Source organism: Sinorhizobium sp. B11 (genome assembly GCA_039725955.1).
Lineage (GTDB): Bacteria > Pseudomonadota > Alphaproteobacteria > Rhizobiales > Rhizobiaceae > Rhizobium.
The window spans coordinates 2,325,576-2,348,456 of the sequence record CP091034.1 but is presented as its reverse complement, the minus strand read 5'-3'; the positions used below and the strand labels follow the sequence as shown (position 1 = coordinate 2,348,456).

Here is a 22,881-nt window from a genome sequence, read left to right as displayed (position 1 = left end):
TTGATGACTATCCCGGCTGCTGGGCCGCTACGCGTCGCAACGCTTCTTCGTAGTCGCGCGGCCTGCTCGCACCCGAGATGCGGTATTTCTGTTGAAGGATGAGTGTCGGCACGGAGCGGATGCCGCGGCTATGCCAATCCGCTTCAGCGCATCGGACCTTGTTGGCGTAAGCGCCCGATGTGAGGATCTCGCGGGCGGCCGAAGGATCGAGCCCCACCACCTGCGCCGCATTGGCAAGGACATCGAGATTGGAAACATCTGCACCATAGGTGAAATGCGCTGCAAAAAGTACAAGCTCGAGACCGATCTGGCGCTTCTCGAGTTCGGCCCAATGAACCAGCCGGTGTGCGTCGAACGTGTTGTAGAGACGCCGACTGTCGATCGACGCCATATCGAAGCCGACCTCGGCCGCTCTCGCACGGATGGTTTGACGATTGCGCGCCGCCTCCGCTGCCGACAGGGCATATTTCCGCCCGACATAGGCCGTGCTGTCTTCACCGCCTTCCGGCATGGCGGGGTCGAGCTCGAAGGGCTGAAATGAGATCTTCACCTCTATCGAATCCTGCACGCGTATCAGCGCGGCAAGGAGACTGTGCAGGCCGATCGCGCACCAGGGGCAGACGATATCGGAGATAAACTCCACCTCGACCGATCGCTTCAATGAGATCATGGACCCTCCAGGCATGACGCCTTTCCTTGGCCGTCGGCCACGCGGATGTCCCGTGACAGCAACTCTTTGGCCACTGACAGACAAGATCGGGGAGCGGGGGCGAATATTCCCAAGCCATCGAAGAAAGATCGCAACCAACTGAAAACAAGAGGGGATTTTTGCAATCCTGCTGACTGTCCTTCGAAGCGAATGGCCGCAAGCTCTACTCGGCGTAAAGCTGGCTGCGGGATAGTGGCACGTAAAAACGAGGCAAGGGTCGCGATTTCTCTGGGGCTGCGCGGGCGATTGCCGACGAGTGGGTGTAAGCTGACGCACAATTGAGCACAGGAGGTAGCGTCAATGCCGCGTTTTCTTGCCGTTTACACCATGAAGCCCGAGGACTTTGCGTCCTTCCGAAAGCTGACCAAAGCCGAGCAGGATGCGATCGATACCGTTGGCGTTGCACAGTGGGCGGCGTGGGAGGAAAAAAATGCTGCGTCCATCCTCGATCGAGGTGGCATGGTCGGCAAGACGACACGCATAACCAGGGACGGCATCGCCAAAGCCTTCAATCCACTCTGCGGCTATCTCGTGGTGGAGGCGGAAACGGCTGATGATGCCGCACGATTGTTCGAGGACCATCCGCACATCACCGTGTTTCCCGGTGACGGTGTGGATATCATGCCCTTCGTAACCTGAGCGCTTGCGGGCGAGCATCACCCATTTGCAGTCATCTCTCGAGCGGGCGAAGGCGGGCGACGTTTGCTTCCGTCTCGAAAACAGAGGAAATCACATGCAGATAGCCGCGCTACCGGAACCGCCATATTATATGGTCAGCTTCACCTCGCAGCGAACAAACTTAGACGATGGATATGGCGAGATCGGTTACGCAATGACCGAACTTGCGAGCCAACAACCGGGGTATCTTGGCTTCGAAAGCGCGCGCGGGGCAGATGGCTTTGGAATACTGGTCTCTTTCTGGAAGGACGAAGACAGTATCCGCGCATGGAAAGCCCTCGTCGACCATGCCGAAGCACAACGAAGAGGCCGCGAAGAGTGGTACTCGAAATACGAAATTCGCGTCGCTCTCGTGCAGCGCGCCTACGGATTTGACGGCGGGGGCCGACAGATGGCGAGTGCCACATAAAGGAAGCGGTTCGGCTTCTCCCGAACCTCTTGATCCGGTCACGGCCGTCTATTCACCTTCCTGTTTCCGGCAGACACCAAGCTTGACCGCGCTCGTGAAACCTTTCGATTGGTAATCCGTTTTCGCTCACATGGCCGAAGCAAAACTGAAATCGAAATCGGTCGACGGCGCCGAACCTGATGGCGTCGAGGAGACGCACCAGGGGAAGGCATCGACCGTCGATGTCGCGCCGCCGCCAGATGTTATCGAACCCGATCCGGGGCTCAGCCCGGAGGAGGCCGAAGAGGCGCGCAAGAAATATCTGCTGAAGCGGTTCTGGATCAGCGCGCGCGGCTATTGGAGCCGCAAGGGCGATGGTTTCGCCTGGCCATGTTCCATCGGGCTGCTGATCATGATCGGCGCCAATGTCGGCTTCCAGTATGGGATCAACAGGTGGAACCGCGGCATATTCGACGCCATCGAGCGGCACGATGCGGGTACCGTCTATTATCTGAGCGCGATCTTCCTGCCGCTGGTCGCCGGCAGCGTCATTCTCGTGACGTCACAGGTCTATGTCCGCATGATGATCCAGCGGCACTGGCGCCGGTGGCTTGCAACCTCGCTGATCGCACGCTGGCTGGCGAACGGGCGCTACTATCAGCTGAACCTCATCGGCGGCGATCACAAGAATCCGGAGGCGCGCATTTCCGAGGATCTGCGGATCGCCACGGAATCGCCCGTCGATTTCGTCGCCGGCGTCATCTCGGCCTTTCTCTCGGCCTCGACCTTCATCGTGGTTCTCTGGACGATCGGCGGCGCGCTGACGCTGCCGGTCGGCGGGATGTCGATCACCATTCCCGGCTTCCTCGTGGTCACGGCGGTGCTCTATGCCGCAATCACCTCGACGACGATTGCCGTCATCGGCCGGCGCTTCGTTCGGGTTTCCGAGGTCAAGAACCAGGTGGAAGCCGAGTTTCGCTATACGCTGACGCATGTGCGCGAAAACGGCGAAAGCATCGCGCTTCTCGGCGGCGAGGAGGAGGAGCGCAACGACCTCAACAAGACCTTCGACAATGTTCTCCATCAGTGGGCGCAGCTTGCGCACCAGTATATGCGCACGACCTTCGTCTCGCACGGGTCGATGCTGATTGCGCCTGTCGTGCCTGTGCTGCTCTGCGCGCCGAAGTTCCTCGAAGGCAGCATGTCGCTCGGCGAGGTGATGCAGGCGGCATCGGCCTTCGCGATCGTCCAGACTGCCTTCGGATGGCTCGTCGACAACTATCCGCGGCTTGCCGACTGGAACGCCTGCGCACGGCGCGTCGCCTCGCTGATGATGTCTCTCGATGGGCTGGAACGGGCCGAACAGAGCGATGCGCTCGGTCGCATCCAGCATGGCGAGACCGGGAGCGAGGCGATGCTGAGCCTCAATGATCTGGCCGTGTCGCTGGACGATGGAACCGCCGTGGTTACGGAAACCCGGGTCGAGATCGAGCCGGGCGAGCGGGTGCTGGTTGCCGGCGAATCCGGCTCGGGCAAGAGTACGCTCGTGCGCGCCATTTCGGGTCTCTGGCCCTGGGGCCACGGCAGCGTCGATTTCCATGCCGACAGGCGGTTGTTCATGCTGCCGCAACGGCCTTACATCCCTTCCGGCTCGCTGCGCCGGGCCGTCGCCTATCCCAATGCCGCCGACGCCTGGTCGCTGGACGAAATCAAGAGCGCGCTCGATAAGGTGGGGCTCGGTTACCTCAACGAGAAGCTCGGGGAAGAGGCGCCGTGGGACCAGATCCTGTCGGGCGGCGAAAAGCAGCGGCTCGCCTTCGCGCGCCTGCTGCTGCACAACCCCGATATCATCGTTCTCGACGAGGCGACCTCGGCGCTCGACGAGAAGAGCCAGGACAAGATGATGGAGATGGTGATCCGGGAACTTCCAAAAGTCACCATCCTCAGCGTGGCGCACCGGGCCGAGCTCGAAGTCTACCACAGCCGCAAGATCACGCTGGAACGGCGCAAAGGCGGCGCCAAACTTGTCAGCGATATCGATCTCGTCCCGCGCAAGAGGAAGCGGAACATGCTGTCGCGCTTCCTGGACAGTCCGCGCTCCCTGGCGAAGGGCCGAACGCGCTCGGACAAGACGGCGCTGACGGACAGCAGGAAGTAGAGACCCGTCCGCGGCCTTCCGTCAGCCTTGCGCCAGTTTCACAACCTACTGGTACTGGCGCGCTCAACGCGCGGTTTCAATCAGGGAATATTGAAGGTCGATTTCATGACAGCTCCAGTTACCGGAAACCCATTGTCGCAAATGCTCAACAATGCTTTCACGAAGCTTGATCGGGACGGTGACAACAAGCTGAATGCGGATGAGTTCGCTGATTTCAATCAGGTCCTGATGCCCGGACTGAAGCTCGATGACAACGGCAAGCCGACGGTCGACATGCAGGCCCGCATGGATCACAACGGCGACGGTTTTGTCGATCGCGACGAGATGAACACGACGGGCGTGCTGATGCCTGCGGACATGTGCGATCCGAGTCTCGGCTCCATTATCAACTACCTTCACCTGAAGGGCGACGACGCAGCGCTTCGGGCAATGACGATGCTGGAGAGCGACACGCAGGACGATTCCTGACGGCGGTCGCTATTCGAAGAGTTTGCTGCCGAAGTGGGCCGGCGCTAGCGCGGACGGGCGACGGCTGACAGGAAATCCTGCGTGTTCGACAGGATGGTGTCGCCCATGAAGCGAAGGGATTCGACGGATCGTCTGGCGGCGTCCGCGTCCCCAGATCCGCATGCGTCTTCGAGCAGGATCGGCACGATGCCAAGGTCGGCGGCATGGCGGCAGGTCGGCTCTATGCCGATCTCCATTGCAATTCCGCAGATCGCCAGTGCCGAAAGGCCGGCATCGCGCATGGCGATTGCGAGCGGCGTTCCCTCGAAAGCCGACATGCCCAGCTTGTCGAATACGAAATCCTGCTCCTGCGGCTGGAGTTCGGGAATGATCCGAACCGCCTCGCTGTCCCTCAGAAACCAGGGTTTCACGGCCTCGGGGTCATCGGTGCGCTGCCATGCCATTGCCATGCGCGTCGCAAACAGCCCCATCCACGGCCTCGGCAGGGAAAGGTGGCGGCAGAAGGCAATTCTCATCCCGGCACGTCTTGCGCCAGCGACGATCTCGGCGATGCGGCGGCCCGTTTCTTCCGCTCCCGGCACCTGCCGGGCAATGCCGATCTGCATATCGTAGACCAGCAACGCGGTTCGATCGGGAGAAAGCCAGTCTGCAAGTGTCGTGGGTATCGTCATCGGCGCATTCCCTGAGAATGGTGACCGCCCTTAGTTAGGGCGTGGCTGGCCATTTGAACAGCGATGCGGCGCACGCGCAGTGCAATTGCGCAATGCTCCCGGCCATCTGGAGAAGTGAAGGACAGGGCAACTTCCGGCCCGCCTGCCTTTGATCGGAACAGGAGCGCATGGCCAGGTCCTGCCCACCCCATATTGAATTCCAGCAATGTATTGAGTACAAATTATTATTAACTGCTAATAATAAAGAATTCACCGATTTACTCTATAAAAAGGGATAAGCGAAAGAGGGAGGGGCCTCTGTTTATTGTATCTGTACTGGATGAAGGCGAAGAGAGAAACTTTGTTGCCGTCGCTCTACACATCAGCGACAGCGAGATTCACATCGATGTCGGCGGCGTCGAGCATCACTTCAGACTGGCCGACCTGATCGATATTCTCTCGGTCGAACACCATCGCGCTCATGATATCGCAGGGCGCGGGCGCGCCCTTGCGCTGTGCCATTGATCACGGTCGGGCCCGATATCGATCCCATGCCACGCCATTGCCGCGCCCCGGAGGGGCGGGCATAAATCGCCTTTGTGGTCCGCTTTCGGACGCCGAGGCGCGTTGACTGACGTCCAAAACTTGTCGTGTCGAGCGGAACCTCGGCGGATGTACCAAGTTGTGCCTGATGACCCATGAAGCGCAATGGAGGTTTTTCATGCTTCTCAAGCTCATCACGGCATCCATCCTTTCCATCGGCCTCGCGACGTCAGCAATGGCGCAGACTTCAGGCGTCGGTGGCGGCACGGGCAGTGCGGGCAGCGGCACGGGCGGTGCTGGTGCTGCCGGCGGTACGTCCGGCAGCGGCGTCTTCAGCCCCGGCACATCCGGCACCGGCATGGGGACGGGCGCGGGCACCGGTACAAGTACAGGTACAGGTACAGGCACGGGCACCGGCAATACGCTGGCGCCGGACGCAAACAGCACCACCAACAGCATCGTGCCCGATCCCGATACGACAAATCCGTCCGTGCGCGGCGCCTCCGGCACAGGCAACGGCATGAGCAGGGGAACGCCGGATTGCAACGGCATGACCGGCACGGGCACCGCCTCGGGGCTTCCGGGATCGGACACCTCCGCGCAGATACGCCCGAACTGCTAGGGCACTTCCGGCAAGGCCGTCACCCACCAGTGACCTAATCGATGATGTGATAGCCGCCGTCGATATAGATCGTATCGCCGGTGATCAGCCTTGCCGCGTCATGCGCCAGGAAGGCGGTCGCCATGCCGACATCGTCGATCGAGACGAGGCTGCGCGTGGGGGCCGTTTCCTCGGCCTTGTTCAGGAGTTCGTCGAATTCGGGAATGCCGGATGCCGCGCGTGTCGCCAGCGGGCCGGGGGAGATGGCGTGGACGCGGATGCCTTTCGGCCCGAGTTCGGCCGCGATGTAGCGCACGGCGCTTTCGAGTGCGGCCTTTGCGAGGCCCATGACATTGTAGTTCTTCACCACCATCTGGCTGCCGTAATAGGTCATGGTGAAGAGCGTGCCGCCGCGTTTCATCAGCGGTTCGGCAAGATGGGCCATGCGGATGAAAGACCAGCAGGATATGTCCATCGTCTTCAGGAAACCGTCGCGCGGCACATCGACGACGCGGCCCTGCAGCGTATCTTTCGGCGAGAAGGCGATGGAATGGACAACGAAGTCGAGCTCGCCCCAATATGCGGTGATGTTCTCGAACACCGCTTCCAGCTGCCCCGGCACCGACACATCGAGCGGCAGGAAAATCGGCGCTTCCAATGCGTCCGCCAGCGGCTCGACATGGGGTTTGGCCTTGTCGTTGAGATAGGTGACCGCGAGTTCGGCGCCAAGCGCGCGGAATGCCCTGGCGCAGCCCCAGGCGATCGACTGGTCGTTGGCGATGCCCACCACCAGGCCACGCTTGCCCTCGAGAAGTTTGGCCTTCACGTCCGGGATCATCATCTGCCCCTCTAGTTGGTTGAATGGTCTGCCGGTCAGGCGGCGACAAGTGCAAAAGTATGACGTGCGATCATCAGTTCCTCGTCCGTCGGCACGACGTAGAGCGCGATCCTGCTGTCGTCGCCGGATATGAGCAATTCGCCGGCATCGTTGGCCCTTTCATGAAGCGTTGCTCCCAGCCAGCCGAGCTTGCGGACTATGCGCTCGCGCATGACGGGCGAGTTTTCACCGACGCCTGCGGTGAAGACGAAGGCATCGATACCGCCGAGGGCTGCTGCAAGCATGCCGGCATTGAGGCCGATGCGATGGACGAAATGATCGAGTGCGAGACCGGCTCCCGGCTCGTCGCTCGACAGCAGATCGCGGACATCGTTGCTGATGCCTGACAGGCCCTTGAGACCGGACTCCTTGTAGAGCAGATCCTGCAATTGCGCCGGGCTCATGCCGCGCTCCTGCAGCAGATAGAGCAGCACGCCGGGATCGATCTGCCCGCATCGTGTGCCCATGGGCAAGCCGTCGAGAGCGGTGAAGCCCAGTGTGCTCTCGATGCTTTTGCCTTCGTGGATGGCACAGAGCGAGGCGCCGCTTCCAAGATGCGCAACGATGAGCCGGCCGCGGCCGATATCCGGTGCGATCTCGGCGAGCCTGCCGGCAACATATTCGTAGGAGAGGCCGTGAAAGCCATAGCGCCGCACACCCTCGGCGAAGTAATGGGCGGGAATGGCGTAGTGATCGGTCACCGGATCATGGCCGCGGTGGAAGGCGGTATCGAAACAGGCGACCTGGGCGAGCTGCGGCTGGTTTTCCAGCAATACGCGAATGGGTGCCAGGTTGTTCGGCTGGTGCAGCGGCGCAAGCGGTGTGTAGCGCTCGAGGTCGCGCAGCAGGTTCGCGTCGATACGCACCGGGTGCCTGTGGTCGGGTCCGCCGTGGACGACCCGATGACCGACGGCGACCAGGCGCCCCTCGTGCCGTTCCCGCAGCCATTGTCCCACCAGCCGCATGGCCGCCGGCAGGTCGGGAACGGTTTCGCCGGGATAGTCGGCGTCGGCGAGCTTTTCGCCGGCAGCGTTCTTGATGGTCAGGCGCGGCGCGGTGCCGATGCCCTCCATCTTTCCCTTCACCTGCCGCGCAAGCGGGTCCGAGGCGGCGAAGACCTCGAATTTCAGACTGGAGGAACCGGCATTGACGACGAGAAGCGTGTCCATGGCATCAACCGCCCTGAATCGGCGCCGTACGCCGGCGCGCTTCGGCAAAGAGCACGCCGACGGCGCAGGAGGCGAGGCGCGCCCGCACGTTGTCGGCACGCGATGTCAGGATGATCGGCACCCGCGCGCCGAGCACGAGGCCCGCCGCATCCGCCCGCGCCAGGAAGGTGAGGTTCTTCGCCAGCATGTTGCCGGCTTCGAGATTGGGGACGACGAGGATCTGCGCCCGGCCGGCGACCTCGGACCGGATGCCCTTGATGCGTGCCGCTTCCGGATCGATCGCATTGTCGAAGGCGAGCGGTCCGTCGAGGATGCCGCCGGTTATCTGTCCGCGTTCGGCCATCTTGCAGAGTGCGGCCGCATCGATGGTCGAGGGGATCTTCGACGTCACCGTCTCGACCGCCGAAAGGATCGCCACCCGCGGTGTGCCGAGGCCGATCGCAGTGAAGAGATCGATGGCGTTCTGGATGATATCGCGCTTGGCGTCGAGATCGGGCGCGATGTTGATGGCGGCGTCGGTGATGAAGAGCGTCTCGGAATAGTTCGGCACGTCCATGACGAAGACATGGCTAATGCGCCGTGCCGTCCTCAGGCCCGTGGCCGATGAGGTGACGGCCCGCATCAGCTCGTCCGTATGCAGGCTGCCCTTCATCAGCAGGTCGGCGCGGCCCTCGCGGATGATCTCCACCGCTTTCGCAGCCGCCGCATCGCTATGCGGCGCATCGACCAGCTCGAAGGGCGAGATATCGATGGCATGCGCTTTTGCAACCGTTCTGATCTTCTCCGCCGGCCCGACGAGGACCGGACGCATGAGCCCGTCTTCGGCGGCTTCGACCGCCCCGCGCAGCGATGACTCGTCGCAGGGATGAGCAACGACGGTGGTCATCTGCGGCGCTTGCCTTGCCTTGACAATCAGCCGTTCGTATTTCTCGTGTCGCCTGGCTTCGCCAGGGTTTTCCCAATCCGGCATCTGTCTCCGCTCCCTGTTGTAAGACCGTTTCGAGCCCTGCTGCGCCCGGTTATTTCGCGCGCCTGACGGTCCTGAGTGGCGTCGGGCTGCCTGGTGACGGGCTACCCTGCAATGGGCTGCCTGGCGATGCCGCTCCGGCAAGGGGTGCTGCGGAAAGGCCGAAGAGGTCGACGATCCTCTGCCAGCGCTGCTCGGCCTCGCCGGAAAGCGGGCCGCGCGCGTTCAACACTTCACGAAGCGAGCCGAGGGCGTGGCGGCGGGCTTCCTCGTCCGCCGGCAGCAGTTGCGGTATCGCGTCGACGGCAGCCTGCTCATCGATGACGAGCATGAGGAACTGGTCGCGGATCAGCGCCTTGAATTCGCCAAGCGTCATCGCCGGCATGTTGTTCTCGGCGCGCCGCATCCGGCGGATGGCGGCAAAGCCGCGCTCGTCAGCTGCGCCATGCGCCATGGCGACATGGAGCAGGCTGCGCGCCAGACCTTCCTGCAGGCCGCCCTTGTCGAGCCGCGCCCTCAGTTCCTCGATCCTTGTTTTCAGCACCTGGGCATGCAGCGCTGTCTTGCTTGCGCGACGGTGCGGCTTCTCGTTCCATGGATCGATGCCGACCGCCGCCTGCAGGAACGGCGAGCCGTAGACGGTGAGGAACGCCGCCTCGCTGAACGCCTCGATCCCTTCACGCCATGCGTCGAGCCCGGCGACGATCTGCTGTGAAACGATCTGCTCGATGGCGAGGAAGGGGTTGTTGGCGGTAACGGGGCGGCGCTCTTCCTCCACGTCGACCGCAAGGTCGGCAATGGGCGCCATCAGGGGATTGAGGTCGGAAAGCAGCTCGTATTGCAGCCGCAGCGGATGCAGCCTGCGCATCTCTTCGGCCGCCTGTTCCGGCACCATTGCGCGGATGAAAGGCTGGGCGAAGGTGCGGTAGAGCGACAGGTTGATTTCCGAGACCTTGGCCGCCGTCGCAAAACGCCTGTCATCGGCGGCATTGTTGCAGCCGAGCGCGCGTATATCGTCGAGCGTCCGCTCTTCGCAGCGCATGATCCAGTCGCCTTCGACAAGGTCGCCGCCGACGGTCGCATCCGTCCTGGCTTCGAAAATCGCCTCGTAGAGACCGGGCGGCAGCGCATCGATCAGGTCGATATTGCTGGAGAATTCCCCATGTTCCTTGCGGGCGACGCTGGCGGAGACGAAAATGCCGAGATGGCCGATCTTTTCGTGCACCGTGTAGACGATCGTCTGGCCATGCGAGCGTATCTCGTTGACGTTGTCGTAGAGATCGGCGATCCAGCCGAGCGCCTGGGCGGGCGGGGTGATATTGTCTCCCTTCGAGCAGAAGACGACGATCGGCGCACGGATATTCCTGAGATCGATCGTCTCGCCCTTCGAGGTCTCGATGCGGCCGGCGGCGAGATGGTTGCCGACAAAGAGCTCGTCGACGATGAACTGGATTTCCTGCGCATTCAGGTTGACGTGATTGCCCCACCATTGCTCGAAGCCGAGATAGCGCGGCGCCTCGGTATCGATCTTCGAATAGAGATTGTACTGCTTGGTCCAGAGCGTATTGGCGGGGTTCTGGTTTTCGAAATTCTGCACCAGCCATGCCCCGTCGAATTTGCCGTGGCCGAGATCGCCGGTCAGCGCCGTCAGCCAGGTGCCGCCGAGCAGGCCGCCCGTATAGCGCATCGGATATTCGCCGCGCTTGCCGGCCCAGTAGGAAAGGGGGGCGCCGGCGATGATGATCGAGCCGAAAAGCTCGGGCCGCATGGCAGCGAGCATCATGACGGCCCAGCCGGCCTGGCAATTGCCAATCACGCAGGGTTTTGCGTCAGCGTCCGGATGCAGCGCAATGACCTTTTCCAGAAAGATCGCTTCGGCAAGCGCGATATCCTCGAGCGTCTGGCCGGCGACCGGGTCCGGCAGGAAGCCGATGAAATAGCAGGGGTGGCCGGCTGCGAGTGCAACACCGATCTCGCTGTCGGCCTTGAAGCCGCCAATGCCCGGCCCATGCCCGGCACGCGGATCGACCACGACGAAAGGCCGGCGTGTTTCGTCGATGTCCGTGCCCTCGGGCGGGACGATGCGAACCAGCGCGTAGTTGACCGGCCGCTCGAGGTCGCGCCCGTCTAGCAGCACCTCGGGCGTGAAGCTCAGCACATGGGGTGCTGCCGCTTCCGAATGGACACGATATTGATTGCCGCGCTTTCGCATCACATCCCAGAAGAGAACGCTGCGCTGGGTGGCGTCTCTGAGATAATCGAAGGCCATGCCGGCCGGGCCGAACTGGGTTGCAAAATCAAACTTCGAGAGATGGGAAGGGTACCACATGCCAAACATGTCAAACCTCCTGGCTCGCCGCTCTCGGCGGGAGTTCAAAGACCTAATTGCTGGAAGTAATAGTCTCGATCCTCGTCCGCATTGCGCATGGGCGGCGCTGCCGGCCACGGGAGTTTTGTTAGCACCTGCAGCATAGTTGGAGTGCCCCGCGGCGCAACGTATTTTACGGTAGGTTACGGGCCGTTTTCGGCTCGCCTTTCGACCCGTCATCCATGTCCGGCGGGCGGGCTTGCCGGCCGATCGTGTTGACCGATGTCAAAGACCATGGCCTGCCGGATCGCTACCGTGGGGATATCCATCACGGAGGGCAGCCATCATGGCCATCACGACAGTTCTTGGTATCCTCAGGAGCAGCAAATTCGAGCGCGACCTGAAAGGCGTAGCGGGTTTCTGCGCCACCTACGGGGCCCATCTGACCGCACTTGCCGTTTCGATCGGCGCGGCCCCGTCGCTCAGCCAGTACGATGCCATTTCCACAATCTGGCTGGATGAGAGGCAGCGCGAGATCGACGAACTCGCCACCACGACCGCGAAGATCAAGGAGACCCTGTCGGGCAGCGACCTCTCGTTCGAGGTGCAGGATCTCTACACGGAATTTGCATGGGCCGACGAGGATTTCGCCGAGCGCGCGCTTTATGCCGATATCGTGCTCCTCGGATCCGACGCGGCAGAAGATGCCGACCTCAGAAAGCGGATCTTCGATGGCGCGCTCTTCCAGACCCCGACGCCGATCCTGATCAACCGCGGGCAAAAGGCCATCGCCGCGTCGCCAAGGTCCGTGGTGCTGGCATGGGATTCCAGCAACGAGGCGGCGCGGGCGGCCCGCCAGTCGCTCGATCTTCTGGAAAGAGCCGAGATCGTTCATGTGACGATGGTCGACCCGGTCGCGCGCATGCGCACGAATGGCGAGGAGCCGGGCGCCGACATAGCGGGCTTCCTTGCCCGGCACGGCGTCAGGGTTCAGGTCGATCGGCTCTCGAGCGAAGGCAAAAGCGCCGATGCGATCATCACCCGGCATGCGGTGGACATGGGGGCGGACCTGATCGTCATGGGCGCCTACAATCATCCGAGATGGCAGCAGAGCCTGTTCGGCGGCGTGACCCGCAGGATGATCGAGGAATGCCAGCTGCCACTCTTCCTTGCCCACTGAACCAGAGAACTTCGGCCTTCTCGCGCAAATGCCATCAGCAACAGGGAGGTGGATCCCTGTCCAGAATATTAGAAAATGTGTATGAAGGTCGAGCTGGTTCGGGGGACATGCGAATGCTGTCGATTTCGAGGGCATGCACGGCAGAGGATTTCACCATCAGTGGCGAATTGTGCAGGTCGTTTGGCGCCTGGGATGCCGAGGCATGCCGCGCCTATGACATCCCGCCGGAGGTTGTAGCGACCTTTTTCCATAGCGAGGACGACGAGGCGCTGGCTGCAAGGTACAGTCAGGCGGACGCTCCGCTTCTGCTGGCTCGATGGCATGGCGAACCGGCGGGGTGCATTGCCCTTGCACCCTTCGACGAAGGCGCGGCCGAGATCCACAAATTCTATGTAGACCCGGCCTTTCGAGGGCGCGGTATCGGCAAGGCACTCCTGCAGGCGATCATGGCCGAAGCCGGCAAGGGGCCGAGATCGATGCTGCTGCTTCATACGACGGTCTATATGAAGAGCGCGGTGTCGCTCTACGAAGCGTTCGGCTTCACGCCTTGCCCGCCGTTCCGGGACATTCCTGATGTGATCAGGCACACCGAGGTCTTCATGAAGCGGCCGATCGAGCGCGACAATTTCATTCAGTAGCCTGCTTGCTGCGATTGCTGCCCCTTGGAAATCTCCCGCATCCAAGCGAAGATCATCCCGCTCTAGCTCTTGGGGGAGACGCTGATGGAAAACCACGAGGCCTTTTTACGTGAGGCGATTGCGCTTTCGAAATCCGCCATGGAAAACGGCGACGAGCCGTTCGGGTCGGTGCTGGTGAGGGATGGCGAAGTCATCCTTCGCGCCGAAAACAGCGTCTTCACCGGCCACGACATGACGAACCATGCCGAGATGAACCTCGTCAAACTGGCTGCAAAACACTACGACACCGCCTATCTTGCCGACTGCACGCTCTACACCAGCACGGAGCCCTGTGCGATGTGCTCCGGGGCGATCTACTGGTCAGGCATCGGGCGCATGGTATTTGCATGCTCGGAGGTACGGCTTGGCGAGATTGCCGGGATCGGGTTGAACGTGCCGAGCCGGGCGGTGCTGCAGACCGGGGCGCGCATTGTCACCGTCGAGGGACCGACGAACCTCGAAGAGGAAGCCGCCGCAGTCCATCAGGAATTCTGGCCGAAACATCTGGGCAAGGTTTAGGGCTCGCTATCTAGCGCAGTGCCCTGAGCGCGTTCAGGATAACGGCCACATCGATCACTTCCTGCAGCATGGCGCCGGTGACCGGCGGCAGGAAGCCGGCGCCCGCGAAGAGCATGGCGACGAGCGAGAGGCCGATGCCGGCGAAAATGCTCTGGACTGCGATGGAGCGGGAGCGCCTGGCTATCTCGATTGCGGTGGCGATCCTGTTCAGATCGTTGCGGATCAGGACGATATCGGCGGCTTCCGCCGCAGCCGCGAGATTGGTGGCGCCGACGGCGATGCCGACATCGGCAGCTGCAAGCGCCGGAGCATCGTTGACGCCGTCGCCGACCATCATGACCCTTCCGGCTGTGCGCTCCCTGGCGACGATCTCGACCTTCTGGGCGGGCGTGAGCCGCGCCTCGACGGCATCCAGCGACAGCGATCCGGCAATGGCGGCGGCAACGCTGCGCTCATCGCCGCTCGCAAGCACGATCCGGCGGACACCCAGCTTGCGGAGCTTGCCGACAAGCTCGACCGCATCGCCGCGCAGCCGATCCTCGAAGCCGATTTCGCCGGCGAGTTGTCCGTCGAAAGAGACCTTTGCCTGCATCCGGCCTTTTTTCTCAGGCGGGCGGGAGGGCCTGCCATCCGCCGTGAAGTAGTTTTCGCCGCCGACGCTTACCCTGATCCCGTCGACAAGCCCGGAAATTCCGGCGCCTGCAAGCTCCGATACGTCCGTCGGGCGTGACAGCGCCAACTGCCGTCTCCGGGCTTCCCTGACGATTGCGCGGCCGACGACATGCGAGGATGCCTGATCGAGCGAGGCGGCAAGACGCAGGATCCTGTCCGGTCGTTCCGGCCCGTCGATCGAGACGACCTCGGGGTCGCCCGCCGTCAGCGTGCCGGTCTTGTCGAAGACCGCGACGGAGGCGTCGGCCAGGATCTCCAGCGGGCCTGCGCCCTTCACCAGCACACCCGCCTTGGCCGCCTTCGAGGTTCCGGCCGCAAGCGCCACGGGAACGGCGAGGATCAGCGGGCAGGGAGTTGCGACGACCAGAACCGCGACGATGCGCGCCATGTCGCCGGACAGGATGGCGGCGCCGGCCGCGATTGCCAGCGTCAGGAGCAGAAAGGCGATCGCATAGCGATCGGCCAGTCGCGCGATCCGCGCCTTCGAACGCCGGGATGCCTCGACCAGCTTGACGATGCCGGAATAGGTGCTGTCTTCGGCGCGGCTTTCGACCCTGATCTCGACCGCGTCTCCGGCATTGGTGGCGCCGCTCTCGATCCGCGCACCTTTGGCAAGGTGCACCGGAAAGGCTTCGCCGGTCAGGACGGATTGATCGATCGATGCACTCTCCGACATCAGAGTACCGTCGGCAGGGATCACATCGCCCCTGCGGATCATCAGGATATCGCCGACCGCAATGTCGGGAATGGGGACTTCCTCCAGCCCGTCTTCCATGAGGCGAAGTGCGGTGCGCGGCACCTGTGCCAAGAGGGCCGACATGCCTTCGTCGGCACGCCGATGCGCATAGGCTTCCAGAAACTGGCCGCCCGCATACATGAGGGCGACGATCGCCCCGGCGAGATATTCGCCGAACCAGAGGGTCGAGCCCATGGCAAGGGCTGCGATCAGGTCAAGACCAAAATCGCCGTTTCGGAGCTTGGCACCAATGTCGATCAACAGGAAGGCAAGGGCAACACAGGTGCTTCCCGCAAGGGCAAGCCGGCTTGCCGAGCCGAAATCCAGCAGGAAGAGGACGAAAGCACCGGCCAGACCGGCCACTGCTGCCGCCGCCATGATTGTCGAGCGCAAGCCGATGTCGGGGATCCATGCGCGCGGTTCGCCGGAAATGCGAATTCGGGGCTGAACCTTCGGCTCGTCCGGAACGCTCATGGTCGCACGCCTCCCATTTCCGCTGGGTGTTGCCTCTCGGGTGCGCAGGATCGATGCTTGAACTCGTTGCCTGGCGCCGTCATGCGTCCGGGAATGTGGCACGGTCAGCGGATTTTTCCTTGATCTCACGCAAGCTGCGCCTGACCGATGGGCACGACGACCTTGCTCCAAGGGCTGACATGATGAAATGTCCCCTGTCGGACGTTAAAGCGTCATGATCATCTCGTGCCACACCATTCCACCATGATCGGATGCGGACGGTTTGACGTAACGGTAGCCCATCTTCTCGTAGAGCGGCACATGCTGGTCCTTGCACATGAGGTGGATGGTCTCCTTTCCCATCCCGCGCATCTGCTGGATAAAGCGCTGCATGAGGAGTTTCGAATAGCCCTTTCCCTGTTCGGCGGGATCGACGACGACGGATATAATGACGACATTCGGAGCGGCCGGATCGTGGCCAACCAGCTCCTTGAATTCTTCGTCCGACATAACGACGTCGAACGCGCAACCGCTATTGATGAAGCCGGCGATTTTTCCGCCGATGTCAAGAATCAGAAATCCTTCGGGGTACTGCGCAATACGCTTTTCTATCCTCTCCAGCGTTGCAGCCTCGTCGCCCTCATAGGCGGACGTTTCGATCTCGAAGCATCGCTCGGCATCATCAGGGATAGGGCGTCGAAAGGAGTGGGCGGAGGGCATCGTGATTGTCCTTTTGTGCCTAAACGGGGTTGGTGTGAAGAGTTTTGGCAGATCGCCATACCAACGGGACCAGCACCAGAGCGGCGGCCGGCAGGACAACCCAATTGATCGTCTCCCATCCCGAATTGTGAAGGAGCGATCCCGCGGAGAATGATGCGCACGCGACGGTACCGAATACCAGGAAGTCGTTCGCGCCCTGAACTTTGCTTCGTTCCGCGGGCGTGTAGCAATCGGCGACCATCGACGTCGCTCCGATGAAGCCGAAGTTCCAGCCGACACCGAGCAGGATAAGGGCGATCCAGAAATGCGCGATGTCCAATCCGGAGAGTGCCACGGCCGCTGAGCAGCAGATGAGCAGAAGGCCGACAGCCGCTACCTTTTCCTTGCCCAATCGAACCATGAGCCTTCCCGTGAAGAAGCTTGGGCCGTACATCGCGAGGATATGCCACTGGATGCCAAGCGCTGCCTGGTCGACGGAATGTCCGTGACCGACCATGGCGATCGGCGATGCGGTCATGACGAACGTCATCAGTCCGTAGGAAACGACGCCTGTTGCGATAGCGAGGAGATAGCGGGATGTACCGAGAATCTCGAACAGAGGCCTCCCGCCTTCGGCTTGCGCGCCCGAGGACCGGGCAGACGGAGGCCGGGTGAGCATCAGGAGAACGGGGACGGCGAGCGTTGCCAGCGCGGCCTGGCTGACGAAGCTGCCAGCGAACGGTGTTCCTGGAAAGGCGTCGCGTGTCCAGATCACTAGCTGGGGTCCGATGATCGCGGCCACAAGGCCACCGATCAGGACGCGGGAGATGGCCTTCTGGCTCTCGGCTCCAGTCGCGTAGTCGGCGGCTGCGAAACGATAGCTCTGCACATAGGACGAATAGAAGCCCGCGAGAGCTGTCCCGAAGCAGAAGACAACAAAGCTGCCGAGCGCGATCCCGAGCGCGGCGATGAGCCCGGAGATCGTGCCGATACCCGCTCCCACCAGGTAGCCCGACCTCCGCCCGAACCGTCGCATAACATAGGCGGCCGGAAGCGTGCCGAGAGCCAGACCGAGATTGAGCAGGCTTACGGGCAGTGTGATGAGATCGGGGGCAGGAGACAGGTGTTGGCCTACCAGGCCCCCGAGGGAAATCACGATCGGCGCGTTCGCGCCGCCGAGGGACTGGGCGATCGTCAGAACCCAAAGGTTTCGTTTGGCCGCCGACTGGTCGACGCCACTCTCCATCACGCTCATCGAAATTCCTACTTTGAAAGATAGGGGGAAACGGCCCGCTGCGCGGCAGTCACAGCCCCAGAGAGATAACCTGGTTCGGTGGGACTTGTCTCGCTTCCGGCCAAGCTCAGGCGTCCGTTCCACGGGCCGGTTACCCAAGCGTCGTCAAGGACGGCCGGATGTCCACCCCCAACGAGGTCGGCTACGGTCGCTGTCAAAGGATCGGCCGCCCAGTCCTTCAGCAGCGTCGCGACCGGGTCTCCAGCCGCGGGACCGAACAAGCGCACAAGCTGACTGACGCAGGCCGCCTTCAATACGTCTTCACCGACCGTGGCGCGCTGATCGGCGGGGACGCCGATGAAGCCGAATATGGCGGCTTTCCCCGACGCCGTCGTCGCGTCATGGATTTCGACCAACACCCCGACCATGCTCTGTGCGGTTCCGGACAGACCATTGGTTCTCCAGAACGGTTGATCATAGATCGCGAAGAATTTGGCATGCGGAGCCATCCAGGTTGCCGTATCGCGCCACCTCTTCGCGGTTCCGTCGTCCTGGGGCGGATCGAAGGTCACTGAGGCTTCCAGCAATCGTGGTGGCAGCGCCGCGATGACGTGTCGTGCCTCGATAGTTGTCGTTTCCCCACCGTCGCCTTGAACCGTCAAACGAACGGAACTGCCGCCGAGGGACATCGCCGTCACCTTGCTCCCGAGCAAGATTCGTTCTGCGGACAGTTCCCGGGAGACAGCACGAACCGCAGCGGCTGTTCCGCCCGAAAGCCGCATCGAACTTTGATCCGGCATCTGCGGGCTGTACCGCTGAGGACCTTCGCGGGACATGCGTTCGAAGACGACGTCGCCCTCACTGTTCTGAGCGAAGGATTGAAGACCAAAATCTGATATCAGCGAAGCCATGGCGGGCTGCATCGCCGGCCAATACCACGAGGGTCCGAGGTCGAACCCATCGTCCGAAGGTTGGCCGCTCGCGTCGGCGGAGAAGATGCGACCGCCAAGACGGTTGCGCGCCTCGACGACCAGAAAATCTATCCCGGCAGCGTTAAGTGCCCATGCCGCGTAGAGTCCGGCCAGGCCCGCGCCGACAACAGCAATTTCGCACGACTTCATTCTACTTTTCCTTCGTATTGTCAGCATCTTCGAATTTGCAGACGTCGTCATGTAGCAACGGGCCTGACTTCATCCAGACACGTGCGCCCCCTTTGCCGACGACCGCGTCGAACGGGTGGCCGGCCGGCAGTCGCAACCATGTCCAGCAATCAAGGAGCTCGTCTTTCTCAGTAAGCTCTCCAGCCAGAACCAGAAGTTCAAGACCTTCGGGATTTTCGAGATGGATGGTGGCCTCGGGCTCCCAGTCTTCACGGAGGACGCGCTCGTCATCAGCGTCGTACAGCACGCGTGATGAGACCGCACCGGATCGGGTTTCCTGTGGCGCGCCTTCGCCGGGACGGCAAACGAGCCGTTCCTGATCTCCCGTCTTGAACTGCCAGAGCTTGACGAGGATCACACATCCGTCGGCGCTGCCGGGGGCATGACCCGTTCCGGGTGGATTGCGCACGTAGGTCCCGGCCGGGAAGTCTCCGGTCTCGTCCTGGAAAACGCCATCGAGCACAAGAAATTCTTCGCCGCCCGGATGCTGGTGATACGAGAACCGGCTTCCCGCCGCGTAGCGCACGATGGAGGTCGCCCGAGCCTTTTCACCTCCGATCCGGAACAGCATGCGGCGGTCCACGCCCTTGATCGGGCTAGGAACCCACTCGATGCGGCCGGCATGGACAACTGCCCGCTTGGTGAGGTCTTCGTTGATCAACATGGTCAAAGCTCCGATCTTCCGCCGTCGATGACGATTTCCGAGCCAAGCATGTAGCTAGAGGCATCGCTCGCAAGGAAAAGCACGGCGGACGCGATCTCCTCGGGTTTGCCCATTCGTCCGATTGGCACCTGGCTGCCGACGCGATCGGCATAAACGCGGAATTCTTCTTCTGTCTGGTTCTTGCCGCGGTGGATCGGTGTCTCGATCGATCCGGGGCTGACCGCATTGACCCTGATCTTGCGATCCAGCAGTTCCGCGGACATCGTTCTCGCGAAGGATCGCACGGCCGCCTTCGAAGCGGAAAGTACAGCGCGCCCTGGAGTTCCGACCTTGTTGAGCCACGAGGTATTCAGGATGATCGATCCGCCATCACGCATCATCGGGAGGACGGCCTGCACGGTGAAGAAGACACCCTTCACATTGGTGTCCATGATCTTCGAGTAGGTCGCTTCGTCGGCGGTCGCGAGCGGCGTGCCGATAGCGGTACCCGCATTGGCGAAGACGATGTCGAGCGCAGTGAATTCCGCGCTGAGACGCTCGCCCATACGCCTGAGGTCCTCGACCGAAGACACGTCTGCCTCAATGGTCAGGATGTCGTCGCCGAGTTCCGCCTGAGCCGCGCCGAGCTTTTCCGCCGAGCGACCGGTGATGGCGACGCGCGCGCCATTGTCCTTCAACATTCGTGCGGCAGCGAGACCGATTCCGCTCGAGCCGCCGGTGACGAGTGCTGTCTTGCCTACAAGTGTCATGTCCAAACCTCTCTTCGAAACCAATCCATGAACCTGCGGGCTTGTCTTGACGAGACAAACGAACGATATCGGATAGAAAGAAAATCTTTGTCGCTTTGGTGCGACGACAAGGCTGCATCCATGAGAAACCTCACCCGGCTCAAGTCCCTGCAGGCACTGGAAGCATCGGCAAGACACGGCAGCTTCGTCGGTGCGGCAACCGAACTCAACGTCACGCCCGCCGCTGTCGGCCAGCTCGTCCGATCGCTGGAAGACTGGGTCGGCTATCCACTCTTCAAGCGATCTCGTTCGGGCGCGGAACGCCTCGCTCCGGTGGACGAGGCAAAGGAGGCCCTCGACGACATCGCGCAGGGGCTGGACCTCCTTGAGTCGGGTCTGCGGAAGCTGCGCGGCAGGAAGGCCCGCACTGTCGTCGTCGTGACGGCATCGCAGGCATTGGTCGCCAACTGGCTGCTTGGACGGCTCGGCGACTTTACGACTGGACACCCGAACATCGATGTCAGGCTCGATGTCACGGATCGGGTGATCGACCTTGCGCAGGGCGAAGCAGACATCGGCATCCGCTGCGGGCTCGGGGACTGGAAGGGCGTGAAGTCCACGTTCCTCATGGGCGAGGAGATCATCGCCGTTTGCAATCGCTCGCTCCTCTCAGAGGACAGGGAGGTAACGCCGGGGTGGATCATGGAGCAAACGCTTATCCATGACGGCACGCCCCACCCTGGCGGAGACTTCCCTTCATGGAACGACTGGCTCGCCCGCGCCGGCGCCAACCGATCGCCAGAGGAAGCCGGGCTCAAGATCAACTCGACGGCGGCAGTAATTCATGCCGCCATCGCAGCCAAGGGCGTCGCTCTTGTGAGGAAGGCGCTCGTTGCGCAGGAACTGGTTGGCGGTCGTCTGGTCCACCTGATGCCAGACGTCCGATGGCCTGTGAAATGGGCGTATTACGCTGTCGCCGCACCGAAAGCTTTGCGCAGGTACGAGGTGACCGCATTCCATGATTGGTTGACGGCGTCAGTTGGGACTGACGTCCGCTAAAGGCCGGATTGCGGCCATGAACCGGAAGCGGACGTTGCCAGGTATCTGAAGCGGCCTATCTAATCGTCCAATGCCCTCATTTTGGCGGTGGCGGGGACTGGATGGCAACGATGCTGCTGGAAGATTTGTATCGCCTGATGAAAACGGGGCATGTGCAGGCTCAGGGTGTGGTGGACACCATGACCCAGCCGGTTGTTGTCCTGGATCAGCACTTCTGCGTAACGACGGCGAACAATGCATTCATCAAGGTGTTCGAAGTCGACCGTGAGGACATCGTCTCGCAGAATTTCTTCGAGCTCGGGAACGGGCAATGGGATATTCCCGAGCTGCGACAGCTCATATCTGCCGTCATCCCGCGAGCAGCCGCCGTCATCGGCTTCGAAGTGAAGCACGATTTTCCGGCGATAGGGCAGCGGACCTTTCTCATCGATGCCCGACGCCTTGCTCATCCCGACAATAACAGTCCGAACATCCTGATCATCTTCGATGATGTTACCGAGCGGCAGCGACACGAAGCTGAAATGGATTTCATCGTCGCCGAAATGCGGCATCGATTGAAGAACCTTGCCGCCGTGGTTCGCTCTGTTGTGAAAAACACCAGGGCCGACGATCCTTATCTGGCAGACTTCAAGGAGGCGCTCCTCGGAAGGCTGGACATCACCTTTCAGGCTCAGGCGGTCGCTGCGCGCGGCGAGCCGATCGGGTACGAACAATTGGTAAGGGAAACGGTCGGACCGACGGTTGCGACCCGGCTCGAATGCTCCGGCACGCGCGTGGAACTGCAATCTTCGAAGATCGTTCCGGTCAGCATGATCATCCATGAACTCGCGACGAACGCCATAAAACATGGTTCTGCTTCCATGCCTGGCGGGAAGGTCAGGGTAACATGGGAGCTGGAGGCCGGGGGGCGAGGACGAACATTCCTCGCGTGCCACTGGCGTGAGGACGGAGGGCCACAGGTTTCTCCGCCCGAGCAAAAGGGCTATGGAACTGAACTCATCGAAGGTCTCGCCGCCCATTTAGGTGGAAGCGTGGAAATTACCTTTGCACCTGACGGTTTGACGGCGAACTTCAAAATTCCGATGTGAGGCGCTGTGAGCAACGTAACCAACGAAGAAGCCGAAGGCGCCTATCAAGTCCTCGTTGTCGAGGACGAGTTCCTGATAGCCGACGAGCTTCGCCGTGTGCTGATTTCCGGGGGATTTCGAGTGATGGGTCCGGTATCCTCCAATGAGGACGCGCTCGATTTGATCGATCAGGACAAGCCGGACTTCGCGGTACTCGACGTTTACCTCGGCGCCGAGACGGTCACCCCCGTGGCGCTGGAATTGCAGCGGCTGAAGGTGCCGTTTGTGCTTGCGTCTGCGTCTTCCCCCCATGAGCTGGCGTCCAGCCCTGTCCTTGCCGACGCAATCAACCTGGGAAAACCGACGGGATCGGGCCAGCTCATTGCGACCGTTCGCAAGCTGATCGGGTAGTCGAATGGCATCCGCTCGAACCGAGGGCGGTCATCGACGGGAAATTGGCGGCAATGAAGCGATGCCATGTCAATTTCTCCAATCACCTGCTTGCCGCGGCCAGCGT

At 61.8% G+C, this 22,881-nt stretch carries 24 protein-coding genes; 11 read left to right on the top strand and 13 right to left on the bottom strand.

Annotated elements, in window-relative coordinates:
* Positions 1–7 precede the first annotated feature (7 nt).
* Positions 8–670, bottom strand: coding sequence for a DsbA family oxidoreductase (locus tag LVY75_21485; GenBank protein ID XAZ21404.1), 663 nt, complete (start codon positions 668–670; stop codon positions 8–10).
* 339 nt (positions 671–1,009) lie between these two features.
* Here LVY75_21485 and LVY75_21480 point away from each other — a divergent pair, with 339 nt between their 5' ends.
* From LVY75_21480 to LVY75_21465, 4 genes are all read left to right on the top strand, one after another.
* Positions 1,010–1,348, top strand: coding sequence for a hypothetical protein (locus tag LVY75_21480; GenBank protein ID XAZ21403.1), 339 nt, complete (start codon positions 1,010–1,012; stop codon positions 1,346–1,348).
* A 94-nt stretch (positions 1,349–1,442) separates the two neighbouring features.
* On the top strand, positions 1,443–1,796 hold the full coding sequence (locus LVY75_21475) for an antibiotic biosynthesis monooxygenase (GenBank protein XAZ21402.1): 354 nt from the start codon (positions 1,443–1,445) through the stop codon (positions 1,794–1,796).
* 130 nt (positions 1,797–1,926) lie between these two features.
* Entirely contained in the window at positions 1,927–3,933 is a 2,007-nt protein-coding gene (locus LVY75_21470; GenBank protein XAZ21401.1) for an ABC transporter ATP-binding protein/permease, read from the top strand.
* 105 nt (positions 3,934–4,038) lie between these two features.
* Entirely contained in the window at positions 4,039–4,401 is a 363-nt protein-coding gene (locus LVY75_21465) for a hypothetical protein (protein ID XAZ21400.1), read from the top strand.
* A 44-nt stretch (positions 4,402–4,445) separates the two neighbouring features.
* Here LVY75_21465 and LVY75_21460 read toward each other — a convergent pair whose 3' ends face one another.
* Both LVY75_21460 and LVY75_21455 read right to left on the bottom strand, forming a co-directional pair.
* The gene (locus LVY75_21460) at positions 4,446–5,072 is read right to left on the bottom strand and encodes a cysteine hydrolase (GenBank protein ID XAZ21399.1); all 627 of its coding nucleotides are present in this window, start codon (positions 5,070–5,072) and stop codon (positions 4,446–4,448) included.
* A gap of 354 nt (positions 5,073–5,426) precedes the next feature.
* The gene (locus LVY75_21455) at positions 5,427–5,573 is read right to left on the bottom strand and encodes a hypothetical protein (GenBank protein ID XAZ21398.1); all 147 of its coding nucleotides are present in this window, start codon (positions 5,571–5,573) and stop codon (positions 5,427–5,429) included.
* Positions 5,574–5,772: 199 nt separating this feature from the next.
* Between LVY75_21455 and LVY75_21450 the strand changes: the two genes are divergently transcribed.
* Positions 5,773–6,216: a hypothetical protein gene (locus LVY75_21450; protein XAZ21397.1), complete on the top strand. Its 444-nt coding sequence runs from the start codon at positions 5,773–5,775 to the stop codon at positions 6,214–6,216.
* A gap of 34 nt (positions 6,217–6,250) precedes the next feature.
* On the opposite strand, the gene fabI is transcribed toward LVY75_21450, so the two are convergent.
* From fabI to LVY75_21430, 4 genes are read right to left on the bottom strand one after another with little or no spacing between them, the layout of a single operon-like run.
* A complete protein-coding gene (gene fabI / locus LVY75_21445) occupies positions 6,251–7,036 on the bottom strand; it encodes an enoyl-ACP reductase FabI (GenBank protein XAZ21396.1) in 786 nt (261 codons plus the stop codon).
* Positions 7,037–7,068: 32 nt separating this feature from the next.
* The gene (locus LVY75_21440) at positions 7,069–8,241 is read right to left on the bottom strand and encodes an acetate/propionate family kinase (protein XAZ21395.1); all 1,173 of its coding nucleotides are present in this window, start codon (positions 8,239–8,241) and stop codon (positions 7,069–7,071) included.
* A 4-nt stretch (positions 8,242–8,245) separates the two neighbouring features.
* Positions 8,246–9,211: a phosphate acetyltransferase gene (locus LVY75_21435; protein XAZ21394.1), complete on the bottom strand. Its 966-nt coding sequence runs from the start codon at positions 9,209–9,211 to the stop codon at positions 8,246–8,248.
* A gap of 49 nt (positions 9,212–9,260) precedes the next feature.
* Positions 9,261–11,537, bottom strand: coding sequence for a DUF3141 domain-containing protein (locus LVY75_21430; GenBank protein ID XAZ25793.1), 2,277 nt, complete (start codon positions 11,535–11,537; stop codon positions 9,261–9,263).
* Between the two features lie 325 nt (positions 11,538–11,862).
* On the opposite strand from LVY75_21430, the gene LVY75_21425 reads away from it, so the two are divergent.
* The 3 genes from LVY75_21425 to LVY75_21415 all read left to right on the top strand — a co-directional run bounded on the left by LVY75_21425 (position 11,863) and on the right by LVY75_21415 (position 13,892).
* A complete protein-coding gene (locus LVY75_21425) occupies positions 11,863–12,696 on the top strand; it encodes a universal stress protein (protein ID XAZ25679.1) in 834 nt (277 codons plus the stop codon).
* Positions 12,697–12,809: 113 nt separating this feature from the next.
* Positions 12,810–13,334, top strand: a complete 525-nt coding sequence (locus tag LVY75_21420; GenBank protein XAZ25678.1) for a GNAT family N-acetyltransferase — start codon at positions 12,810–12,812, stop codon at positions 13,332–13,334.
* Positions 13,335–13,418: 84 nt separating this feature from the next.
* Positions 13,419–13,892, top strand: a complete 474-nt coding sequence (locus tag LVY75_21415) for a nucleoside deaminase (protein ID XAZ25677.1) — start codon at positions 13,419–13,421, stop codon at positions 13,890–13,892.
* 10 nt (positions 13,893–13,902) lie between these two features.
* Here LVY75_21415 and cadA read toward each other — a convergent pair whose 3' ends face one another.
* From cadA to LVY75_21385, 6 genes are all read right to left on the bottom strand, one after another.
* Complete coding sequence (gene cadA / locus LVY75_21410) at positions 13,903–15,678, bottom strand: cadmium-translocating P-type ATPase (GenBank protein XAZ25792.1); 1,776 nt, start codon at positions 15,676–15,678, stop codon at positions 13,903–13,905.
* Between the two features lie 300 nt (positions 15,679–15,978).
* On the bottom strand, positions 15,979–16,473 hold the full coding sequence (locus LVY75_21405; GenBank protein XAZ25676.1) for a GNAT family N-acetyltransferase: 495 nt from the start codon (positions 16,471–16,473) through the stop codon (positions 15,979–15,981).
* Positions 16,474–16,492: 19 nt separating this feature from the next.
* Positions 16,493–17,707 carry an MFS transporter gene (locus LVY75_21400; GenBank protein ID XAZ25675.1) on the bottom strand — a complete coding sequence of 405 codons (1,215 nt, stop codon included), beginning with the start codon at positions 17,705–17,707 and terminating at the stop codon, positions 16,493–16,495.
* A gap of 8 nt (positions 17,708–17,715) precedes the next feature.
* Positions 17,716–18,807 carry an FAD-dependent oxidoreductase gene (locus LVY75_21395; GenBank protein XAZ25791.1) on the bottom strand — a complete coding sequence of 364 codons (1,092 nt, stop codon included), beginning with the start codon at positions 18,805–18,807 and terminating at the stop codon, positions 17,716–17,718.
* A gap of 1 nt (position 18,808) precedes the next feature.
* A complete protein-coding gene (locus tag LVY75_21390; protein XAZ25674.1) occupies positions 18,809–19,510 on the bottom strand; it encodes a cupin domain-containing protein in 702 nt (233 codons plus the stop codon).
* A gap of 2 nt (positions 19,511–19,512) precedes the next feature.
* Complete coding sequence (locus LVY75_21385) at positions 19,513–20,259, bottom strand: SDR family oxidoreductase (GenBank protein ID XAZ25673.1); 747 nt, start codon at positions 20,257–20,259, stop codon at positions 19,513–19,515.
* Between the two features lie 120 nt (positions 20,260–20,379).
* On the opposite strand from LVY75_21385, the gene LVY75_21380 reads away from it, so the two are divergent.
* From LVY75_21380 to LVY75_21370, 3 genes are all read left to right on the top strand, one after another.
* Complete coding sequence (locus tag LVY75_21380; protein ID XAZ25672.1) at positions 20,380–21,297, top strand: LysR substrate-binding domain-containing protein; 918 nt, start codon at positions 20,380–20,382, stop codon at positions 21,295–21,297.
* Between the two features lie 110 nt (positions 21,298–21,407).
* Positions 21,408–22,385: a PAS domain-containing protein gene (locus LVY75_21375; protein XAZ25790.1), complete on the top strand. Its 978-nt coding sequence runs from the start codon at positions 21,408–21,410 to the stop codon at positions 22,383–22,385.
* A gap of 6 nt (positions 22,386–22,391) precedes the next feature.
* A complete protein-coding gene (locus tag LVY75_21370) occupies positions 22,392–22,775 on the top strand; it encodes a response regulator (protein XAZ25671.1) in 384 nt (127 codons plus the stop codon).
* Positions 22,776–22,881: the final 106 nt, after the last annotated feature.

What these genes read in the sequence shown, in the direction of transcription:
- LVY75_21485 (XAZ21404.1), bottom strand. Translation starts at nt 670, where the DNA reads ATGATCTCATTGAAGCGATCGGTCGAGGTGGAGTTTATCTCCGATATC.
- LVY75_21480 (XAZ21403.1), top strand. Translation starts at nt 1,010, where the DNA reads ATGCCGCGTTTTCTTGCCGTTTACACCATGAAGCCCGAGGACTTTGCG.
- LVY75_21475 (XAZ21402.1), top strand. Translation starts at nt 1,443, where the DNA reads ATGCAGATAGCCGCGCTACCGGAACCGCCATATTATATGGTCAGCTTC.
- LVY75_21470 (XAZ21401.1), top strand. Translation starts at nt 1,927, where the DNA reads ATGGCCGAAGCAAAACTGAAATCGAAATCGGTCGACGGCGCCGAACCT.
- LVY75_21465 (XAZ21400.1), top strand. Translation starts at nt 4,039, where the DNA reads ATGACAGCTCCAGTTACCGGAAACCCATTGTCGCAAATGCTCAACAAT.
- LVY75_21460 (XAZ21399.1), bottom strand. Translation starts at nt 5,072, where the DNA reads ATGACGATACCCACGACACTTGCAGACTGGCTTTCTCCCGATCGAACC.
- LVY75_21455 (XAZ21398.1), bottom strand. Translation starts at nt 5,573, where the DNA reads ATGGCACAGCGCAAGGGCGCGCCCGCGCCCTGCGATATCATGAGCGCG.
- LVY75_21450 (XAZ21397.1), top strand. Translation starts at nt 5,773, where the DNA reads ATGCTTCTCAAGCTCATCACGGCATCCATCCTTTCCATCGGCCTCGCG.
- fabI (XAZ21396.1), bottom strand. Translation starts at nt 7,036, where the DNA reads ATGATGATCCCGGACGTGAAGGCCAAACTTCTCGAGGGCAAGCGTGGC.
- LVY75_21440 (XAZ21395.1), bottom strand. Translation starts at nt 8,241, where the DNA reads ATGGACACGCTTCTCGTCGTCAATGCCGGTTCCTCCAGTCTGAAATTC.
- LVY75_21435 (XAZ21394.1), bottom strand. Translation starts at nt 9,211, where the DNA reads ATGCCGGATTGGGAAAACCCTGGCGAAGCCAGGCGACACGAGAAATAC.
- LVY75_21430 (XAZ25793.1), bottom strand. Translation starts at nt 11,537, where the DNA reads ATGTGGTACCCTTCCCATCTCTCGAAGTTTGATTTTGCAACCCAGTTC.
- LVY75_21425 (XAZ25679.1), top strand. Translation starts at nt 11,863, where the DNA reads ATGGCCATCACGACAGTTCTTGGTATCCTCAGGAGCAGCAAATTCGAG.
- LVY75_21420 (XAZ25678.1), top strand. Translation starts at nt 12,810, where the DNA reads ATGCTGTCGATTTCGAGGGCATGCACGGCAGAGGATTTCACCATCAGT.
- LVY75_21415 (XAZ25677.1), top strand. Translation starts at nt 13,419, where the DNA reads ATGGAAAACCACGAGGCCTTTTTACGTGAGGCGATTGCGCTTTCGAAA.
- cadA (XAZ25792.1), bottom strand. Translation starts at nt 15,678, where the DNA reads ATGGCGGCGGCAGCAGTGGCCGGTCTGGCCGGTGCTTTCGTCCTCTTC.
- LVY75_21405 (XAZ25676.1), bottom strand. Translation starts at nt 16,473, where the DNA reads ATGCCCTCCGCCCACTCCTTTCGACGCCCTATCCCTGATGATGCCGAG.
- LVY75_21400 (XAZ25675.1), bottom strand. Translation starts at nt 17,707, where the DNA reads ATGAGCGTGATGGAGAGTGGCGTCGACCAGTCGGCGGCCAAACGAAAC.
- LVY75_21395 (XAZ25791.1), bottom strand. Translation starts at nt 18,807, where the DNA reads ATGAAGTCGTGCGAAATTGCTGTTGTCGGCGCGGGCCTGGCCGGACTC.
- LVY75_21390 (XAZ25674.1), bottom strand. Translation starts at nt 19,510, where the DNA reads ATGTTGATCAACGAAGACCTCACCAAGCGGGCAGTTGTCCATGCCGGC.
- LVY75_21385 (XAZ25673.1), bottom strand. Translation starts at nt 20,259, where the DNA reads ATGACACTTGTAGGCAAGACAGCACTCGTCACCGGCGGCTCGAGCGGA.
- LVY75_21380 (XAZ25672.1), top strand. Translation starts at nt 20,380, where the DNA reads ATGAGAAACCTCACCCGGCTCAAGTCCCTGCAGGCACTGGAAGCATCG.
- LVY75_21375 (XAZ25790.1), top strand. Translation starts at nt 21,408, where the DNA reads ATGCTGCTGGAAGATTTGTATCGCCTGATGAAAACGGGGCATGTGCAG.